Raw genomic sequence first — 19,679 nt, 5'->3', positions numbered from 1 at the left:
CAGGTGAGAAGAACTCCAATACCGCCCTCCATTAATTTGAACTCTAAAGTTTTAAAGCGGGACGAATTTTAGCAGCAATCACATATTTTTGCAAAAAGTCGTGATTTATTGCATTTTAAGCTCAATTCGAGACAGATGAAGGGGAAATAATATCAACACAAAAATTATGAGGTCTAATGATTGATTTTGTCGTAGGTTGTAGACTAGAAAAGACACAAGAAATACTTAAGTTCATAGCCAGTCACTGCGCAAATAGAGAAGACCTGCGCTGATTTGGTTTCACAATTAACGACGAAACCAAATCAGCAAACCTTTCATCCAGCGAGCGTTATAAGAAATGGAAGGTGATGTTCCCTGTTACGCTACTAACGGTATCGCTATCGCCTTCAATATCCACGCCAAACGCTTGATAACTCGCGCCCACAGACACATTGTCAAGCAAGAAGTATTCGGCACCAACACCATACATGTAAGAGACGCCATCATCTTTGTCTAAGTTTCTCAGTCCGCCGTCATAATCAACATTGAATGCATTGATGCCGCCTTTTGCGTAAACGTGTAACGGGCCGAAGTCGATACTAGGTTTCGCCGCTAAATAGAATGAATCAAAATCAGCACTACCCCTGCTGCCACTCAAAGATAAATCCACTTTGCCGTGGTTAAAGTAGCCTGCTTCAATGCCAATGAACGGCAAAATACCAGTACCGACATGAATACCATAAGTTGTATCATTTTCGCTGTCGATATCGGACTGACCAATTTGGCCACCAGCGTAAATCCAAGAGTCAGCCATTGCTGACGTTGAGCACAACGTTAGAGCGAATAACGAGAGTGTTTTTTTCATACTATCCCTTCCTGATCGATTCCTAAGCTAAACATTACGCAAATATGCGCATTTAATCGCCACTATATATTGGAAAGCATAGGCATTTTAAGACTCTAAAAGTGAATAATTTATGTTCAACTTTTGTTTTGTGACTTCCAGACAAAAAAACACCGACATAAAGCCGGTGTGTTTCATATGGTGTTAGAAAGCTTGACGCTTATAGGAAATGTAGTGTTGCGTTAACAGAGAACGTGCTGATATCGTCTTTACCAGCAGTGTAGTTCATGTAGCTAGCACCAACAGACATTGGGCCAAAAATGAAGTACTCAGCACCCACACCGTACATTAGGTCCAAATCGTCATCGTCTTTGCCGCCTTTCACTTTTTTGTCCCACTGATGGAAACCACCTTTTGCGTACACGTGTAGCGGACCGAAGTCGATGCTTGGCTTAAGTGCTGCGTAGTAAGAAGTTAGCTTAGTGTCTTGACCATTTACGTTGAACTCACCGTGTTGTGTTACACCAGCTTCAACACCAATGATAGGTAGAATGCCTGTACCAACGTGAACAGAGTATGATGTGTCCGTCTCACCTTTGTAGTCAGACTGACCTACTGTTGCACCACCGTAAATCCAAGAATCCGCCATTGCCGCAGAAGATGCGCCAAGTAGCGCCACTGCTAATAGAGTTTTTTTCATCATCTACCTTTACTCTTTATTATTCCCACGTCTGCATAACTCAGTCGTTGGTACTACAAATAAAGGGAGGCGAACTATTGCCTCCCAGAACTAAAAAATAATGCTTATTGAGTTACTAGCAATTAGTGTACCAGCAACTTCTTAAGCGATAATTACAAATCTGACACTATTTTACTGGTTGATTAGCAAGCATCAATCGCGTTTTTGACTCGTTTATCAGAAACAGGATAAGGAGTGCCTAATTGTTGAGCAAAATAACTCACGCGAAGCTCTTCAATCATCCAACGCACTTCTTTTACATTTTCAGGAATGGCCACACCTTTCGGGATCTTGTTCAGCAACTCTTTATAGTCTTGAGTCACAGATTCAATCTTCAGCATATGTAAACGATCTTTGTTTGGATCGATTGGCAACTTCTCCATACGACGCTCTATCGCGCGCATGTAGCGAAGAATATCCGGCAAGCGTTTCCAGCCACATTCCGTTGCAAAGCCTTTGAAGATCAAGCCTTCAATTTGTGCTTTGATATCGGACAGAGCAAACGCCATTGTGAAGTCGATCTTGCCTTTTAGCTTCTTATTGATGCTAAACGCCGTGGTCAGAATAGTCTCAACCTGTTGAGCAATCTCTACAACGGTGTCACCCAATTCAGCACGAACGTGTTCTTTCAACGCTTCGAACTTCTCTGGCTCCCAAACTAAACCACCCTGCTCTTCAATAAGCTTATCGACACCACAGGCAATGCAGTCATCTATCAGATCAAGCACTTTGCCGTATGGATTAAAGTACAGACCCAGCTTCGATTTGTTCGGTAAGTTGGCGTGCAAATATTTAATTGGCGACGGTACGTTCAATAAAATTAGGCGACGCTGACCAGCACGCATTGCCGTTATCTGCTCGTACTCCGTTTCGTAGAGTTTGATTTCAACGCTGTCTTTGGTATCAACAAGCGCCGGATACGCTTTTACATCGTAGCCGCCACGTTTTTGTTGATACACTTTCGGCAATTCACCGAAGCTCCACGTATGCAGACCTTGCTGTTCAATATCGTCATCCGCCACTTTAGAAAGCGTTTCTTGAACTTTGTCTTTCAAGCTCTCTTTCAATTCGTGAAGGTCTTTATGTTCTTTCAGTTTGCGATTTCGATGATCAACCGCGCGGAACGTCACTTTCAAGTGCTCAGGTACTTGTTCCAAGTTCCAGTCTTCACGCAGCACTTCTACGCCCGTCATGCGTCGCAACTCTTTCTCCAATGAATCTAACAGCGGCGCTTCCATTGGCGTAACGCGCGCTAAGAATGCATCGGCATAGTTCGGCGCAGGCACAAAGTTCTTACGAATTGTCTTTGGCAACGATTTAATCAAGCTAACCACAAGCTCATGGCGTAAACCTGGGATCTGCCAGTCAAAGCCCGCTGGTTCAACTTGGTTTAAAATCGGCAACGGCAAATGCACTGTGACACCATCACTATCATCGCCTGGTTCAAATTGGTAACTCAATTTGAGCTTCAAACCATTTTGATGCCAGAAGTTCGGGTAATCCAAATCGGTCACATGGCTAGCATCACCCTTGAACAGCATCTCTTTTTCAAAGTTCAGCAGTTCCGGATTTTCTTTAGATGCCTTTTTCCACCACGTATCGAAGTGTTTGCCAGAAACGACTTCAGTACCAACACGTTGGTCATAGAAATCAAACAGCTCATCATCATCCACTAAGATGTCTCGACGACGAGATTTATGCTCAAGCTCTTCCACTTCTTGCAGAAGCTTACGGTTTTGCTTAAAGAACGCGTGTTTGGTTTCCCATTCACCCTCAACCAATGCACTACGAATGAAGATTTCGCGACTTACGGTCGAATCGATACTGCCGTAGTTGACCAAGCGTTTCGGTACAATTGGTACGCCGTAAAGCATGACTTTCTCGTGCGCCATCACCGCCGCACGTTTCTTCGACCAGTGTGGTTCGCTGTAACTGCGTTTAATAAGGTGTTTAGCTAACGGCTCAATCCATTCTGGTTGAATCTTTGCGATGATACGACCCCAAAGCTTTGAGGTTTCCACCAGCTCGGCTGACATAATCCATTTAGGTTGTTTCTTGAATAACCCCGACGCTGGGAAGATATGAAAGCGAGCATTACGAGCGCCTTGATATTCATTCTTTTCTTGGTCTTTCATGCCGATGTGCGACAGCAAACCAACCAAAATGGCACTGTGTACGCCATGGTAAGAAGCGGGCTCGTCGTTAAGCTTGAACTCCATCTCACGCATCGACTGATGAATTTGGAAGTACACATCTTGCCACTCGCGAACGCGCAAGTAGTTCAAATAGTCTTGCTTACACTGTTTGCGGAACTGATTGCTAGACAAGGCTTTTTGCTGCTTTTGGATGTATTCCCACAAATTCACAAATGTCAGGAAGTCCGACTCTTCATGGAAGAAGCGACGATGTTTATCGTCTGAAGATTGTTGTTTGTCGGAAGGACGCTCGCGTGGATCTTGAATCGACAAGGCAGCTGCGATGATCATCACTTCTTTAAGCGCACCATATTTTGGCGCTTCCAATACCATACGCGCCAAGCGCGGATCGATTGGCAAACGCGCTAATTGGCGACCAATGGAAGTCAGGCGTTTTTTCGGATCTTTTACCTCAGAGTTAATCGCACCAAGCTCTTCCAGCAAACGCACGCCGTCTTGGATGTTACGTTTATCCGGTGCTTCCACAAACGGAAACGCTTGAATATCACCCAAACCAAGTGCCGTCATTTGCAAGATAACCGACGCTAGATTGGTACGTAGGATTTCAGGATCAGTAAACTCTGGGCGTGACTCAAAATCTTCCTCTGAGTACAGACGAATACAAATACCCTCTTCCACACGACCACAACGACCTTTTCGCTGGTTCGCACTCGCCTGAGAAACTGGCTCAATTGGAAGACGCTGAACCTTAGTACGGTAACTGTATCGACTGATACGCGCCGTACCCGGGTCGATAACATACTTAATGCCCGGAACAGTTAGCGAGGTTTCTGCCACGTTGGTTGCCAGTACAATTCGGCGACCAGTATGAGGTTGGAAAATCTTATTCTGCTCACCTGCCGACAAACGCGCGTAAAGCGGCACAATTTCCGTGCTCTTCAGATTACGTTTGGACAATGCATCTGCGGTATCACGGATTTCACGTTCACCGTTCATGAAAATCAGGATGTCACCTAAACCTTCATCGCACAGTTCATCTACCGCTTCGAAGATGCCTTCAAGCTGGTCACGATCATTGTCGTCATCACCGCTTAGTGGGCGGTAACGTGTTTCTACTGGGTAAGTACGACCCGATACTTCAATGATTGGTGCATTGTTGAAGTGTTTTGAGAAGCGTTCTGGGTCGATGGTTGCCGACGTGATGATCACTTTCAAATCAGGACGACGTGGCAGCAACTCTTTCAAGTAACCCAAGATGAAATCGATGTTAAGGCTGCGCTCGTGCGCTTCATCGATAATGATGGTGTCGTATTGATTCAAGAAACGGTCATGCTGAATTTCAGCCAACAAGATACCGTCCGTCATCAATTTGATTTGGGTATTTTCAGAGATCTGATCGTTGAATCGAACCTTGTAACCAACAAACTCACCAAGCTTGGTTTCCATCTCTTCGGCAATACGGTTAGCAACCGAACGCGCTGCAAGACGACGAGGCTGAGTATGACCAATCAGACCAAATTTACCGCGACCAAGCTCAGCACAGATTTTTGGTAGCTGAGTGGTTTTACCAGAACCGGTTTCACCCGCGACGATAACCACTTGGTTTTCTTCGATCGCTTTCGCAATATCGTCGCGTTTTTGGCTTACAGGCAGGATTTCTGGGTATTCAATCGTTGGTTTGTAGTTGCTGCGCTGCTCTGCAACCATCATGGATTTTGCGATGTCTAATGCGATTTCGTCGAACACAGCATTACGCGCTGCGTCCTTCTTAATTTTGCTTGCACCAGAAATACGTTTACTCAAGCGGAAACGGTCGCGCATCATGCACTGATTCAGCGCTTTACGCAGAGATGCAGCACTATTCACTTGAGCCTGAGGTGTTTGAGCTTGTTTCGCTGTCGCTTTTTGCGCACCATTTGACGGTGTCACTTGCTCTTCAGCTAGATTCTTTTTTGGGGGCTGTGACGAAGTCAAAGCGTTTCCTATTCTTTTCATTACAAAAACTGCGCGGATTGTATCACACAAGATCTGTAACAAGATAACCGAAAGCTCATTCAATTTTTTCGAACATGTTCAGCGAATCGCTAGGCTTTTGAACTCACTTACGTTGCTTATAATGGCTCCCATAGTCGAAAGCACTTATTTAAGGAATAACCATTATGTCTCGTGTACTAGCTCTAAAATCAAGCATCCTTGGCGATTACTCTCAATCAAACAAATTGGTTGAAAACTTCATCAAAAATGTAGACCAAGACAAGCTTACTGTTCGTGATTTGGCTGCAAACCCTCTACCTGTTTTGGACTTCGCCGTTGCGACTGCACTGCGCGCTACGGAAGATCTTTCACAAGAACAGCAAGCGGTGGTCGACTTGTCTGACACCCTTATTGAAGAAGTAAAGGCCGCAGACACTTTGGTTATTGCCGCTCCAATGTACAACTTCACCATCCCGACTCAGCTTAAAAACTGGATTGATTTGATTGCTCGTGCAGGCGTGACATTCAAATACACAGAAAACGGCGTTCAAGGTTTGATTGAAGGTAAAAAGGCGATTGTAGTAACGACTCGTGGTGGTATTCATAAAGATTCACCAACTGACAACGTTACGCCATACCTACGCACTGTACTGGGTTTTGTAGGAATCACTGATGTAGAATTTGTTTACGCAGAAGCTCTAAACATGGGTGAAGATGCAGCTGCAAAAGGCATTTCAGAAGCGCAAAGCCAACTTGCAACAATGGCGTAAGTTAGAATAACCCAGAATACAAAAGGGATTGGTTCGCGCCATCCCTTTTTGGATCCTGATGCCTTGATCGTATTTATAGGGTCTCTTACATCGTCAAAAACGATTCACTTTCTCCAAGTTACGTATTGCATCGAGGTAGACTTTTTCTAAAGACCGCTCAGCTTCGCATATCATGTTCTCGATCATCGCATTAAACGCGACATCGCTACGGATTTCTATATTGTCTCCCGCCTTAACGTCAAGAGAGTTGACGTACAACACCAACCATTCATCGCCCTCCAAGTGCCCTTCTCCGTGAATGGCAAAAAAGCGTTTGGCAAATTCAGCGTTGGTACAATTTATCGCTTCAATTTGAAGATTGAATGAGGAGTCGATACTCATGGTGCTTATGCCATCCGATTCATCAGATGCATCACAAACAGCCTTAACTCTGGCACGATATACGAAATTTCTCGTTGAAAGCAGCATAGTATTATTCATCATTACTCATAATGGGCGATAAATAAGTCAGTTGCAAATCCGACCTATATGCATCTCGCGATGCGCTAAAACTCGAACTGGAAATAAATAGTATTGTAGTTGCTCCCACCTTTAATTCGCCCAAACTGGGAAGCGCTTTCAAAAATCGCCGAGCGGTGATGCAATGAATAGCCCACCCACATATTGTTCCAGCTCTTTTGGTTGAAGAGATCGCCTACATTGACATCAAACGAGAAATCTAGGTAGTTGAGCAACTTGCTTGGTGTATAACCCTTGTCTTCCATTTCTGTGCCTTCAATATAGGTAATGCTATCAATGTATGACACACCTTCCGCTACACCAAATCGCCAAGTCGTAGGCCAATTAACCGTATAATAAGCCTTAATCGCCATGACGTATTCTGTGCTCGCAGACTGAACACTGGACGACCAGTGATGAACCAACCCTGGCGTTAAATAAATATCAAGAGGAAAACCAAACAGCTCATCCGTTAATGGATGCCCATAAAACAATGAAGTAAGTTGATTGTCGTATGGGTCTTTTTCTCTCTCAAAGCTAAATATTTCACCGATGTTCGAAGGCGTCGCCCAACCATGCGCAATACGTAGATATGCTTTATTGCTCAGTGTCGGTTTCGGAGCTTTGCTTTTATCGTTGAAAAAGCCAAAACCGACAAACACTTCTCCCTGATATCGATCTTCTACAAGCTGACTGTTGTAGGCGTTATCATCTAAGCGAGTAACACTCGTCTCACCCAATAAATACAAATTTGAAGTTACATGGTAACGCGCTTTAATACCAAGATTGGTGTCAAGCCCAGCTCCAATTCTCTCGCCAGTAATATCCTTAAAGGAATAATATTCACTATTGAAATCAGCGTCTTTGTATCGAATCGTAATCGATGGCTCTAATTCCCAATCCCCAAATACATAATTGGCAGCAAGGCGGTAATTAGAGTGAAACTGGAGTTCGTCGTCCGCCATCAACTCTACTTCTGCGCGCCAATTGTCGTTAATGCTATAACGCACTTGCCCACCGAAATCGACTCTGTCCCCTTCATTAGCATTTTGTAGCGACATGGGAATATCGACAAATCTCAATCGCATGAGTGCGCTCGCGCGCCAGTCGGAATCACTCTCGTTATACAAAAAAGCGCCACCTTCAATGCCATTGATATACACATGTTGGTTTTCAAAGAACATCATTGGTACAAATGTACTCACCGTAGAGTCATTATCGGCGGTATAAAACGGAATCGATGCTGTGCGATACTTCGCAGCAATCCCCCACGTTTGTTCTTCTGAACCATGCGCAGAAGAAACTGCCGCAGCTAAAGGTAAAGCGAGTGTTGTTAGAATTAATCTCTTCATGAGTTCGAAAAATGTTGGTTGAGAAGCAGGCAAACATCAATGATTTGCCATTAAAAGCTTATGTTCTGCTGATGATAGCCGTTACAATGGCAAATGTTGTCATCCTCGTGACAGTTTGAGTCCCAAGATCATATTAATATTGCACGACTAGGTGAGCTTGTTTGCGAATATTTTACCATCACAACAAGCGCTTAAACTCTAGCTTAGTTCTAAATCAAACATAATGAAGTAAAAAGTGAAAGCATCAGAACTCATCTCTACCTTGAATCATTTACCCGCAGATACAGACCCAGACATTGTGATGGGAGAAGCATGGCTGCCAGAGAGGTTGATAGGGACTCAACTCGATGGTGACATGTTGTTTTTGCACTTTGATAATGCACCAGAAGATGGTCAAGGTGACGAAGAAGGGCGTGGCTTCGTCGAACACGAAATCGACCTAATTAGAACTCGGCTTCAGCAAATTTTGGATGAAGACAGTAATAACGCGTCAAAAGCCGATGCGATGCTTGGTTTGTTCCTTATGGGACATGAACTTAGTAGCTCGCAAGTTATCGAAATATTAGAAGAAGAAGCTGACACATAAGGAGCCGTTTTGCCAGCATTGATGAACACGACTGAAATTTCTTCACTTCCTCTTGTCGTTGCAGGTCCGATCCTACGCAAAGTGACCGCAACTGAAATCAATATTTGGCTAGTCACCACCCAACGCTTGGAGGGTATGGTGCAAATTACGGATGAAAATGCCTCCATCCTTTATCAAGCCCCTTTAAGTGAACAAAAAGAACAGCTTCAAATCGGCCTCAATGCGTGGTGTTGCTTGCTTAAATTAGAAGGCGAGTTTCCAACCCATCAAGCGTTACGCTATCAAATAAAAACGCAATATGGCTTAGTGACGGAACTGCTCCCTCACCTAACTTATGAGCGAGATAATACGCCAAACTTGGGTATTGAGTTCCTCGTTAGTGAAAAAGCGGATTATCTCCTACATGGCTCTTGCCGTAATCCCCATCACTTCAGTGATGATACGTTGGTCGCTGCGGATCATAAAATCGCGTCTCAATCCATTGAAGAAAGACCGGATATGCTCATCATGAGTGGTGATCAAATCTATGCAGACCATGTTGCAGGCCCCACTCTCGATGCCATTGAGCAAGTCATAGCTTTATTGGGTTTGCCAGGCGAAGAATTCGATCAAGCTCCGATAAAAAATACCAATGACCTCTACCAACACCCTGCTTGCTATTATGGTCGAGATAAATTGTTGCCTCATTATGTGAGTGATGACAGTTTACTAAGTAAGTTTTTTCCACACCGAGGGACACCAATATTCAGCGCCAAAGAGTGTGAGAATCACCTAATAAGCTTTGCTGAGTGCTTTGCAATGTACTTATTGGTTTGGTCTCCGACCTTGTGGAAGCTTGTTCGAACGGATCGTTTATTAGAAAACGAATTTACTGTCGGCGGAGAAGTTCTTGAACCCAAATGGCAGCAGCAATGGCGCGAAGAAAAAAAACAAATTGATAAATTCGTCGTAGGTCTGGACAAGGTTCAACGCTTACTCGCTCACATTCCAACCTATATGATTTTTGATGATCACGATGTCACCGACGATTGGAATCTCACCATAGGCTGGGAACAAGCCGCATACAGCAACACGTTTGCAAAACGCATTATCGGTAATAGCTTGATTGCTTACTGGCTTTGCCAAGGCTGGGGAAATGCGCCAGAAAAATTCAATGATGAATTTATGAGCCTCGCTCAACGCTTTATCGATGAGCGAACCTCGCAAACCCAAGATGCATTTATTCAATATTTGTATCGCTTTGAGAATTGGCACTACACCATTCCTACGACACCAAAAGTTGTCGTGCTAGATACACGAACCAGACGCTGGCGTTCTGAGTCTAAAATGAACAAACCTTCTGGCTTAATGGACTGGGAAGCGATGATTGAGTTCCATCAGGAGCTCGTGCATCAAGACAAGGTTGTTATTGTTTCTGCCGCGCCAATGTTTGGTGTGAAATTTATCGAAGCACTACAACGTGTGGTGACCATGCTTGGTAAACCATTGATGGTTGATGCTGAAAACTGGATGGCTCACCCCGGAAGTGCGAATACTCTTATTAGTATTTTCACACACACAAAGACACCAACTAACTTTGTTATTCTCTCTGGCGACGTGCACTACTCTTTTGCATACGATATTAAGCTCCGCTATCGAAAAAACAGTCCGAATATCTATCAAATCACCTGTAGTGGAATTAAAAATCAGTTCCCTACACAACTGCTCAATATTTGTGATGGCCTAGATAGACTGCTATACAGCCCTCGCTCACCTTTAAACTGGTTCACAAAACGTAAACGACTCAAGATTTACAAACGCGCACCAAGTACGCACAACTTTTATCGCTTGGTTAACCATAGTGCCATTGGTGAGCTACGCCTTGATGATGAAGGCAAACCAAGTCAAATTAGTATTCTGACGAGTGATGGTGACGAAGTTCATTTTCCACCGACACGTGCTGAAAGCTGAGTATCAATCCCAAAATGACTTGCCCTTTGTAAGAGGCAAGTCACCTTGAACTAACTCAGGAGTTTAGGTTTTTTGGGGAGAAAGTGGCCGTTCTTAAATGTCAACGGCGTGCTAAATTTGGTATCGCACCTTGAGATCTTCCGTATTTATTACCATGTTAACCAAATAAACAATAGCTCGGTGTTCATTATGTTTAATTCTCTCACATCATTATTTAAACAACTCATTGATGGCTCTGATTTAAGCCAAACCAACACACTTTCCCCTAACATGGCTATCGCGTGTTTGCTTTGTGAAGTTTCTGGCGCAGACCATAGTGTCGATGATAGAGAACAAGAAACAAAGCGCTCTTTATTGATGAAACTGCTTTCGTTAAATGAAGAAGAATCAAATACTTTGTTAGAGCAAGCGCAACAGAAAATAAAAGATTCCGCTTCGCTGTACGACTTTACCTCTCAACTAAGAGAACTGACTCAAGAAACTCGTTACAACTTAATCAAAAGCATGTGGGAAGTCGCTTACGCAGACGGCGAAATTGACCCGCTAGAAGACGCGGTGATCCGTAAAACAGCAGAGCTACTCTATGTTGATCACAGCGAGTTCATTCGAGCGAAGTTACAGTCTCAGTAAAGTGACGAGATGAGTATATAAGTCGCTGGCTAACTCTAAGCTACCCCTAGAATGACAACAGATATCGCTTCTATAGCCATAAAAAAACGCGCACTCTGCGCGTTTTTCAATAAGCCAACGACATTGTTATTAAAATACTGGTCAAGGTATGTGTTTAGCTCTTTCCACACTAAACAGACTGCATGACAAAACAACAATGGTTGGATGATTATTTAATTACAAGCTAGCTAGGTTCGAATAACTAAAACATGGTCAAAGCAAGCTTAGCTAAGTTGTATGCATCTACATAGCCAGAGTGTTGACGCCCTTCCCAGTCTATTCCTTTTGCTTCTTGAGCGGCTCGATGGCCTATACGTCTATCTTTAAGACGATTTTGAATACGGTAGAGTGTCGCTAAGTTGATGAACTCTGTGAACGGTGCTTCAATACCTTTTTGCTTACACTCTTCTAGAAGAATGAGGTCATCTCGCCCCCAAGATGCAAAGATTTTGTTGCGACCACCGAAGTTCTTAACCATGGATTTAAGCACTTCTTCTAGTGGGCGTCCTTGTTTTTCAATCTTACGTGGTGTGATGCCCGTTAACTCAGCGCAAAACAGAGACACTTCATCGTGTTCTGGTTTCACGTAGTATTGAGCACGCTTGACTATCTCACCTTTAGACAAATCTATTTCAGCTAACCCCACTTCGATAATTTCACCCGTGCTGCCGACGCCATTTTCGTTCCAGCAACACATTTCTAAATCGAAGCATACAATACGGTTATGGTTCATAGTTTGCCTTGGTTCCTAACATAAAAATTTAAAGCGTGCGATTCTATCGTAACACGGCGTAAAACTCGAATTTGTGCGCCCATTTAATCGCCGATCGACACATTATTACGGCCGTTTTTTTTACTCAAATAGAGTTGACTGTCCATTTTGTGATACAAGCTCTCAGGATCTTCTTCTTTATGGATAACCGCACCGATACTCAACGTACAGATGATTGACGCATCACCATAATCAAAAGCCGTACTTGCCACAACACTCCGTAACTTTTCTAGGTAAGCTTCTAGCACTGCTCTATCAATGACTTTAGAAATAATACAAAACTCGTCACCACCAGCGCGGTAAAACTTATCTCCCGGTTTTAAATTAGCACTGACCAGCTTAGTGACATGTTGCAACGCTTCATCTCCACCTAAATGGCCGTGTTTGTCATTAATCACTTTGAAGTGGTCGATATCAAAACCAACCAAGGCGAAGTTAACACCTTTGTTTATCTGATTAAGCAAGTGATCGTTGAATGCTCGGCGATTCAGTAGTTGAGTTAGAGGGTCTCGCTCTGCCATTCTTTTTAATTCAACGGTTTTGAGCTCCAACATGACCGCTAAGCGCTCTTTTTCTCGAGACTGTAAATTCACAATCCAACTGATCAAAAAGGCGATTACCAATCCGGCTAGTGTCGTGCCCGCTAAAATAGAACGTTCCCAAGCTGAGACTGCGTCAGAAAGCTTAAAGTCAATACGCCATTCACGGTTAGGCAGTTGAATGGTCCGGCTTATAACCGTTCCTCGAATGTTGTCCCAGCTCGCACTTTGAAAGAGAACAGGGTCATCTGCTGCGTCGAATCCCAAATCTTCTACGCGCACCGACATATCGAGCTCCGTCGCGGTTTTCGTAATCAAATCCTCAAAGTAAACCGTACTTCGGATAACACCGGTCACTACTCCTAATAAATATTTGTTCTCGAAGTCGAACACTGGATGGAACACCAGCAACCCAGTCTTAGGTATGGACTTGTCATAACCATCTTGCAGCAAGCGAACTTTATCCGAGACATTCGCTCGCCCATTTTCGGAAATATCATCCAAGATTAAATCGAAGCGTTTGCGCGAAAAATAGAAACCCAATAGAGAAAGGTTTTCCGGTGTTCTTGGGTAGATATCCGACGCGATGAAAATTGGCTCATTGTGTTCAAAAATGTACCCGTAGGTTTTGGGACCATCTTTAGGAACGGTAAACGGTTGGAAGTTTGGAAATTTTTGACGGGTCTTTAAAATATGTTCATCAAGATCTTCAAATTCGACCTTTTGCATCCATTGAAGTCCAATGAGACTTCGCGAGCTGTTAATCACTTGTTCCGCATACATCGGAAACGATGGCCAATAGCTTCGCTCAATCGAATGGAAAAAGTTTGCGCCCGCACCAATGAACTTTAGATCATTCTCGACGTTTGCTTTAAGTGATTCTGCTTGTCGGTCGGCTAAAGTATCAAACGTCGTCTGTGTATACCGTTGCTGCATTGTATAAGCAGCACCAACTACACCAGCAGTGACACATAAAGTCGCCAAAAAAGCTAAAATAGAGTCTGAATGTCGTTTTATAAAGCTCTTATGAGCGGTGCTTTGTGTCATATCGTAATTTTTGATACTTCCGTAAGTTAAACTTCGGGATCTATTGAAATACTGCGTTAGCAATGCACAAACATCAAGCAACAACCTATATTGGGGAGTCTGATCGTCGATTTTTCACGCTGTTCGTACGGTATAGTCACGAATTATTACAGCCTTAAGCCTTGAATATGCTACCATCCGTCATCATTTTAATGTCTAAACTTGGTGCAAGATCGCAAAGACGATCGTTTTAGTGAACAAATATGAGCCAATACTGAGCACCAATAAATCAATAGAAAGAGAAAAAACGTCATGAACATTGATTTGAACCTAATTCCTCAAACGTTCGATATGCTTCACGCTGGCCTAACCGCATCGAGCGTTTTGCTTCTTCTAGTTGCAGTGTCGCGCAAATCAAAAGTGGTCGAGAAAGTGGTAGAAAAACCAGTCGAGAAAATCGTCGAGGTTGAGAAACCAGTTGAGAAGATCGTTGAAGTAGAAAAAGTAGTGGAAGTAGAGAAAGTCGTAGAGCGTGTTGTAGAAGTTGAATCAAAACTTGCAACCACATCAACAGACTCTGCAATGCAGCTGCTTTCTATCATGCAACAAGAAGCTCGCCTGATTGACTTCCTAAAAGAAGACCTAACGTCATTCTCTGATGAAGAAGTAGGCGCAGCCGCTCGCGTAATCCACACTGGCGGTCAGAAAGTACTGAACGACTACGTGACGCTAGCGCACGTTCGTAACGAAGACGAAGAAACTCGCATTACGGTTGAAGAAGGCTTCAACCCACAAGAAATCCGCCTAACTGGTAACGTAACAGGCAGCGCGCCATTCAACGGCACGCTAGTTCACAAAGGTTGGAAAGCAACATCAATGACGTTGCCTAAACTGGCTGAGAACTACGATGCATCTGTGATCGCTCCAGCTGAGGTTGAGCTGTAATGGAACACATGAACCAAGAAAACCATTCTCAAGAAGCGTCTGTTGAAACTCAACAGACGCCAAAATTCAGTGTTGGTATCGACTTAGGTACAACACACTGTGTCATGTCTTTTGTTGATACTCACGACGAAGACGCTCGCGTTGAAGTAATGCCTATCCCGCAACTTACTGCGCCGGGCACGGTAGAGACTCGCAGCCAATTAGGCTCTTTCCTTTACCAGCCGCACGAGCACGAAATGAACCCGCAATCACGCGTTCTTCCGTGGTCGAGCGAGCCAAAAGCTCTAGTTGGTGCAATTGCACGTAACCTAGGTTCAAAAACACCAATTCGCCTTGTTGCAAGTGCGAAATCTTGGCTTTGCCACGCAGGTGTGAATCGTCGTGATGCCTTCTTACCAGCAGGTAGCCCAGAAGAAGTGGAAAAAGTATCCCCTCTTCGTGCGACAGAGCTTTACCTAGAGCACCTAAAAGACGCTTGGAATCACACCAATCCAAATCACAACCTTGCCGATCAAGACGTGACTATTACGGTTCCTGCTTCTTTTGATCCTGCTGCTCGCGATCTAACAGCAGAAGCAGCACGCAACGTTGGTTTTGTGCACCTAACGCTTCTAGAAGAGCCACAAGCTGCGCTTTACAACTGGATCGACAACAGCAACGACAAATGGCGCGACGAAGTTGAAGTTGGCGACATCGTACTTGTGGTCGATATCGGTGGTGGTACAACCGACCTTTCTTTGGTTGAAGTAACTGAAGACGACGGCAACCTAACTCTGAACCGCATCGCGGTAGGTGAACACATCCTACTTGGCGGTGACAACATGGACCTTGCACTTGCGTACCGCTTGAAGATGAAGCTAGCGCAAGAAGGCAAAGAGCTACAGCCATGGCAAGTTCAGGCGATGACGCACGCATGTCGTGACGCGAAAGAAGCGCTACTGAACGACAGCGAACTTCAGTCAGTGCCAATCGTAGTACCAAGCCGTGGTTCTAAACTGCTTGGTGCAACGCTGAAAACAGAACTGACTCAAGAAGAAGTACAACAAACACTGGTTGACGGCTTCTTCCCTCAAGTTGCGATTACCGATCACCCTGTTCAACGTAACCGTGGTGCACTAACGCAAATGGGTCTGCCTTACGCACAAGATGCAGGCATCACTCGTCACATTGCTGCGTTCTTGTCTAAGCAAGCCAATGCTCTTTCTACTTCAGGAAATGGCGCAGAAGCAGCAGCTCAAGATTTCAACCCATTCGCTAACATGCCTGGTATGCCAGGTGCGGATGCAGCGCAATCAGCTGACTTCATCAAGCCAACCGCAATCCTATTCAACGGTGGTGTCCTGAAATCGAAACTTCTAGCAACTCGTCTAGAAGACACGATCAACGAATGGCTAATTGAAGCAGATGCTGAAATGGCAAAACGCCTAACAGGTGTGGATCTAGACCTTGCTGTAGCAAGCGGTGCGGCTTACTACGGCTCTGTACGTCGTGGTCAAGGCGTTCGTATCCGTGGTGGTATTGCTTCGGCTTACTACGTAGGTATCGAAAGTGCGATGCCAGCGATTCCGGGCATGGCGCCTCCAATGGAAGCACTTTGTGTTGCACCATTTGGTATGGAAGAAGGTTCAAGCGTTGACGTACCAAGCCAAGAGTTTGGTTTGATCATCGGTCAGCCGGTTAACTTCCAATTCTTCGGTTCAACGGTTCGTCGTGATGACCTAGCAGGTACTCACCTAGACTACTGGGCGCCAGAAGAGCTTGAAGAGCTTCCAGAAATCCAAGTAACGCTGCCTGTATCTGAAGGTCGTCGTGAAGGTGAAGTGGTTCCAGTAACCCTAGCCTCTCGCGTCACAGAGCTTGGTACGCTTTACTTAGAAGCCATTGCCGCTGATAACGGTCAAAAATGGCATGTTGAGTTCGATGTGCGCGAAGACGCGAAAAGCAACTCAAACGAAGAAGAATAAATAGAAATCAAACGGCATCCAATCGGGTGCCGTTTTTAAATACACGAAGGTTTGTATGGCATCTCCTCGTTTTCTTGTTGGTATTGACCTTGGCACCACAAACACTGTGGTGGCGTATTGTGAAATCACCGACAACCTTGAACAATCCGAAGTATCCCTATTCGACATCGACCAATTGATTGGGCCGGGTGAAGTGGTTCGTAAACCATTGCTGCCCTCTTTCCGCTATCACCCTGCGGTTGGTCAAATCTCCCCTTCTGACCTAACACTCCCTTGGGAAAACGAACCTGTATCTGGCGACATTAGTAATGTGATCGTGGGTGAATGGGCTCGTGAATTAGGCGCTAAGGTGGAAGGACGTCAGGTATCCAGTGCTAAAAGCTGGCTATCGCACCAAGCAGTGGATCGTAGCTCAGACATTCTTCCTTGGGCTGGTGCACAAGATGTAGATAAAGTATCTCCCGTCATTGCCAGCGCAAGCTACCTCAACCACATTCGCCAAGCATGGAACTACCGTCATCCTAGCAATAAGCTAGAAGACCAAGATGTGGTTGTGACAGTTCCAGCGTCGTTCGATGAAACCGCTCGTAAACTCACGCTTGAAGCTGCACAGCTGGCTGGTTTAAAGAAAATCGTCCTGCTCGAAGAGCCACAAGCCGTATGTTACGACTGGTACGCACGCCACCAGCAAACCGCAGCTGATGAACTTAAAGAATTACCGCTGATTCTGGTTTGTGATGTGGGCGGTGGTACTACCGACTTGAGCTTGATTGAAGCAAGTTTCTCTTCTCAAGATGAACTAGCCCTTGATCGTATTGGTGTTGGCGAGCACTTGATGCTTGGTGGTGATAACCTCGACTTAGCATTAGCGCACCTTGCAGAGAGCCGCTTCAACCAAAGTAAGAAGCTCACTGCAGCAAGCCTGACTAAGCTGATTCAGCAAACTCGCAAGGCGAAAGAAAACCTGCTTTCAGCGAGTGCACCTGAAGAAGTGAAGATCACCATGCTGGGCAGCGGCTCGAAACTTCTTGGCGGAACAAAGAGTATTGGGCTGAGCAAACAAGAAGTGCACCAAATCGCTTTGGATGGCTTCTTCCCGCTTTCTGATTTCAGTGAAGTACCAGACAAACGCCGCAGCGCCGTTGTCGAGTTTGGTCTTCCATACGTTGCTGACCCAGCTGTTAGCAAACACGTAGCCGAGTTCTTAACTCAGCACCAACAAGTTGCTCGTGCCGCTCTTGGCATTGAAGACGACAAACAAAATGCCATTCCAGTCGGTTTGCTACTCAACGGTGGTGTGTTCAACAGTGAGCTTGTGACTGAGCGTGTCACTACCCTCCTTTCCGATTGGCGCGGCGCTCCGGTTACGGTATTAGATAACCCACATCCAGATTGGTCTGTTGCCCTGGGTGCTGTTGCATTTGGTAAAGCACGTCGTGGTGCGCAGCTTAAAATTGGTGGCGGTGCAGCGCGTTCTTACTTCTTGCACCTTCAAGAGAAGAACAAGATAGGCAAAGCGCTCTGTTTGCTTGCAAAAGGTACAGAAGAAGGACACGAGATCCGCTTAAGTGGTCGTCGTTTCTCGCTTACCTTAGGTGAGCCTGTTCGCTTTAACCTGCTGACTTCTACCCACGACACCTTAACCAATAACACCGCCATTCAAAACGGTGTGATGGTTGACGTTGATCCTGACTTGTTTGCTCCTCTGCCGCCTTATATCACCACTCTTGAAGGTGAAGGCGCCGAGCTACAAGCCAACCAGAAAGAGCGTGTAGAAGTACAACTGGCATGTCAGTTGACTGAAGTCGGCACGCTTAAGATGGAATGTGTCAGCGCAGAAGATGACAGCAAACGTTGGAAGCTCGAGTTCGAAGTTCGTAACAAGCAAACCGATGACAGCGAGCAAGTTAAGCTTCACCCTAAACTGAACGAATGTAAGGAGCTGATCGCTCGCCTTTACAGCGGTAACAAGAAAAGTGCAGAAAGCAAAGAGATCAAAACCTTAGCCAAAGATCTTGAGAAGAAACTTGGCAAACGTGACGAGTGGGATTTCACGACCCTACGTCAACTGTTCGATACCTTTGCACAAGGTCGTAAGCGTCGTCGCCGTTCTGAACAACACGAGAAAAACTGGCTTCGTTTGGCAGGTTTTGCACTGCGTCCTGGCTTTGGCGATCCAACCGACTCATGGCGTATTGAGCAAGTTTGGGGACTGTATCAACAAAATATTCAGTTCAAAAACCATCAAGGTTGGACCGACTGGTGGGTGTTCTGGCGTCGTATTGCAGGTGGCTTGAGCCAAGAGCAACAAGAGACCATCTTGGCGGACATCGCGAAATACCTACATCCTGGTGCGATGAAAAACCCACAATCCGCCAAAGCGGCACAAGATATGGGTTACGAGTCGATGGTACGTTTGTCAGCCTCTCTGGAGCATCTAGAAGTCGAAGACAAAGTTCTATTGGCAACGTGGTTCTTGAGCAAAGCCATCAACCATAACCAGTTTGAACAAGCACACTGGTGGGCAATGGGTCGCTTGGCATCACGTACGCCTTTATATGGCAGTCAGCATAACGTCGTTCCTCGTGAACAAGCGGAACAGTGGTTGCCTAAGCTGCTAGAGCAGAACTGGCAGAAAGAGCCAATGATCGCTTTCGCAGCCGTAATGATTTGTCGTAAGACGGGCGACCGCCTATTCGATATCTCAGACGACTACCGTGAGCAGGTACTGGCTAAGTTGAAGCAAAGCAAGGTACCTGAATCTTGGGTATCACTGGTTGAAGAAGTCAAAGAGCTATCTGAGAGCGAATCGAAGCGTATCTTCGGTGATGCACTACCAAGCGGTCTGACACTGGTAAATAACTAGGCTCTCACGCTTCTAAACGCAACAAAGCCCTTCTCGTGAAGGGCTTTGTT

14 protein-coding genes are annotated in these 19,679 nt (G+C 45.1%); 7 read left to right on the top strand and 7 right to left on the bottom strand.

Going from position 1 to position 19,679, the window contains the following annotated elements:
- Positions 1-328: 328 nt before the first annotated feature.
- The 3 genes from R8O70_RS14950 to hrpA all read right to left on the bottom strand — a co-directional run bounded on the left by R8O70_RS14950 (position 329) and on the right by hrpA (position 5,692).
- Positions 329-844, bottom strand: a complete 516-nt coding sequence (locus R8O70_RS14950; RefSeq protein WP_005377661.1) for an outer membrane beta-barrel protein — start codon at positions 842-844, stop codon at positions 329-331.
- A 199-nt stretch (positions 845-1,043) separates the two neighbouring features.
- Positions 1,044-1,523, bottom strand: coding sequence for an outer membrane beta-barrel protein (locus R8O70_RS14945; RefSeq protein ID WP_021033871.1), 480 nt, complete (start codon positions 1,521-1,523; stop codon positions 1,044-1,046).
- A gap of 182 nt (positions 1,524-1,705) precedes the next feature.
- Complete coding sequence (gene hrpA, locus R8O70_RS14940) at positions 1,706-5,692, bottom strand: ATP-dependent RNA helicase HrpA (protein WP_258645989.1); 3,987 nt, start codon at positions 5,690-5,692, stop codon at positions 1,706-1,708.
- 185 nt (positions 5,693-5,877) lie between these two features.
- Between hrpA and R8O70_RS14935 the strand changes: the two genes are divergently transcribed.
- Positions 5,878-6,462, top strand: coding sequence for an FMN-dependent NADH-azoreductase (locus R8O70_RS14935; RefSeq protein ID WP_017820648.1), 585 nt, complete (start codon positions 5,878-5,880; stop codon positions 6,460-6,462).
- 93 nt (positions 6,463-6,555) lie between these two features.
- Here the strand turns inward: R8O70_RS14935 and R8O70_RS14930 are convergent, their stop codons facing one another.
- Together R8O70_RS14930 and R8O70_RS14925 are read right to left on the bottom strand one after the other, a co-directional pair.
- A complete protein-coding gene (locus R8O70_RS14930) occupies positions 6,556-6,843 on the bottom strand; it encodes a hypothetical protein (protein WP_258624306.1) in 288 nt (95 codons plus the stop codon).
- Positions 6,844-7,007: 164 nt separating this feature from the next.
- Positions 7,008-8,312 carry a MipA/OmpV family protein gene (locus R8O70_RS14925; RefSeq protein WP_318184232.1) on the bottom strand — a complete coding sequence of 435 codons (1,305 nt, stop codon included), beginning with the start codon at positions 8,310-8,312 and terminating at the stop codon, positions 7,008-7,010.
- Positions 8,313-8,547: 235 nt separating this feature from the next.
- On the opposite strand from R8O70_RS14925, the gene R8O70_RS14920 reads away from it, so the two are divergent.
- The 3 genes from R8O70_RS14920 (at position 8,548) to R8O70_RS14910 (ending at position 11,478) form a co-directional block, all read left to right on the top strand.
- Positions 8,548-8,898, top strand: coding sequence for a hypothetical protein (locus tag R8O70_RS14920; protein ID WP_017634942.1), 351 nt, complete (start codon positions 8,548-8,550; stop codon positions 8,896-8,898).
- 9 nt (positions 8,899-8,907) lie between these two features.
- Positions 8,908-10,848, top strand: coding sequence for an alkaline phosphatase D family protein (locus tag R8O70_RS14915; protein WP_213962565.1), 1,941 nt, complete (start codon positions 8,908-8,910; stop codon positions 10,846-10,848).
- A 189-nt stretch (positions 10,849-11,037) separates the two neighbouring features.
- Positions 11,038-11,478: a TerB family tellurite resistance protein gene (locus R8O70_RS14910; RefSeq protein ID WP_017820644.1), complete on the top strand. Its 441-nt coding sequence runs from the start codon at positions 11,038-11,040 to the stop codon at positions 11,476-11,478.
- A 241-nt stretch (positions 11,479-11,719) separates the two neighbouring features.
- Here the strand turns inward: R8O70_RS14910 and R8O70_RS14905 are convergent, their stop codons facing one another.
- Positions 11,720-12,250 carry a 3'-5' exonuclease gene (locus R8O70_RS14905; protein WP_033905248.1) on the bottom strand — a complete coding sequence of 177 codons (531 nt, stop codon included), beginning with the start codon at positions 12,248-12,250 and terminating at the stop codon, positions 11,720-11,722.
- Between the two features lie 83 nt (positions 12,251-12,333).
- Complete coding sequence (locus R8O70_RS14900) at positions 12,334-13,875, bottom strand: sensor domain-containing diguanylate cyclase (protein ID WP_005377686.1); 1,542 nt, start codon at positions 13,873-13,875, stop codon at positions 12,334-12,336.
- A gap of 291 nt (positions 13,876-14,166) precedes the next feature.
- Between R8O70_RS14900 and R8O70_RS14895 the strand changes: the two genes are divergently transcribed.
- The 3 genes from R8O70_RS14895 to R8O70_RS14885 are packed head-to-tail and all read left to right on the top strand — an operon-like array spanning position 14,167 to position 19,629.
- On the top strand, positions 14,167-14,799 hold the full coding sequence (locus R8O70_RS14895) for a DUF2760 domain-containing protein (protein ID WP_213892626.1): 633 nt from the start codon (positions 14,167-14,169) through the stop codon (positions 14,797-14,799).
- Entirely contained in the window at positions 14,799-16,763 is a 1,965-nt protein-coding gene (locus R8O70_RS14890) for an Hsp70 family protein (RefSeq protein WP_188015189.1), read from the top strand. Before R8O70_RS14895 ends, R8O70_RS14890 begins: the two co-directional genes overlap by 1 nt.
- 55 nt (positions 16,764-16,818) lie before the next feature.
- On the top strand, positions 16,819-19,629 hold the full coding sequence (locus tag R8O70_RS14885; RefSeq protein ID WP_318184231.1) for an Hsp70 family protein: 2,811 nt from the start codon (positions 16,819-16,821) through the stop codon (positions 19,627-19,629).
- Positions 19,630-19,679: the final 50 nt, after the last annotated feature.

This window comes from Vibrio sp. 779(2023), from assembly GCF_033344285.1.
GTDB classification, from domain to species: domain Bacteria; phylum Pseudomonadota; class Gammaproteobacteria; order Enterobacterales; family Vibrionaceae; genus Vibrio; species Vibrio alginolyticus.
The sequence above is the reverse complement of the archived record's forward strand: the minus strand, read 5'-3'. Positions and strand labels throughout refer to the sequence as shown.

Bases quoted from the DNA above. Each gene is read 5' to 3' on its own strand.
- R8O70_RS14950 (WP_005377661.1), bottom strand. From the start codon at position 844: ATGAAAAAAACACTCTCGTTATTCGCTCTAACGTTGTGCTCAACGTCA.
- R8O70_RS14945 (WP_021033871.1), bottom strand. From the start codon at position 1,523: ATGAAAAAAACTCTATTAGCAGTGGCGCTACTTGGCGCATCTTCTGCG.
- R8O70_RS14935 (WP_017820648.1), top strand. From the start codon at position 5,878: ATGTCTCGTGTACTAGCTCTAAAATCAAGCATCCTTGGCGATTACTCT.
- R8O70_RS14930 (WP_258624306.1), bottom strand. From the start codon at position 6,843: ATGAGTATCGACTCCTCATTCAATCTTCAAATTGAAGCGATAAATTGT.
- R8O70_RS14925 (WP_318184232.1), bottom strand. From the start codon at position 8,312: ATGAAGAGATTAATTCTAACAACACTCGCTTTACCTTTAGCTGCGGCA.
- R8O70_RS14910 (WP_017820644.1), top strand. From the start codon at position 11,038: ATGTTTAATTCTCTCACATCATTATTTAAACAACTCATTGATGGCTCT.
- R8O70_RS14905 (WP_033905248.1), bottom strand. From the start codon at position 12,250: ATGAACCATAACCGTATTGTATGCTTCGATTTAGAAATGTGTTGCTGG.
- R8O70_RS14900 (WP_005377686.1), bottom strand. From the start codon at position 13,875: ATGACACAAAGCACCGCTCATAAGAGCTTTATAAAACGACATTCAGAC.
- R8O70_RS14895 (WP_213892626.1), top strand. From the start codon at position 14,167: ATGAACATTGATTTGAACCTAATTCCTCAAACGTTCGATATGCTTCAC.
- R8O70_RS14890 (WP_188015189.1), top strand. From the start codon at position 14,799: ATGGAACACATGAACCAAGAAAACCATTCTCAAGAAGCGTCTGTTGAA.
- R8O70_RS14885 (WP_318184231.1), top strand. From the start codon at position 16,819: ATGGCATCTCCTCGTTTTCTTGTTGGTATTGACCTTGGCACCACAAAC.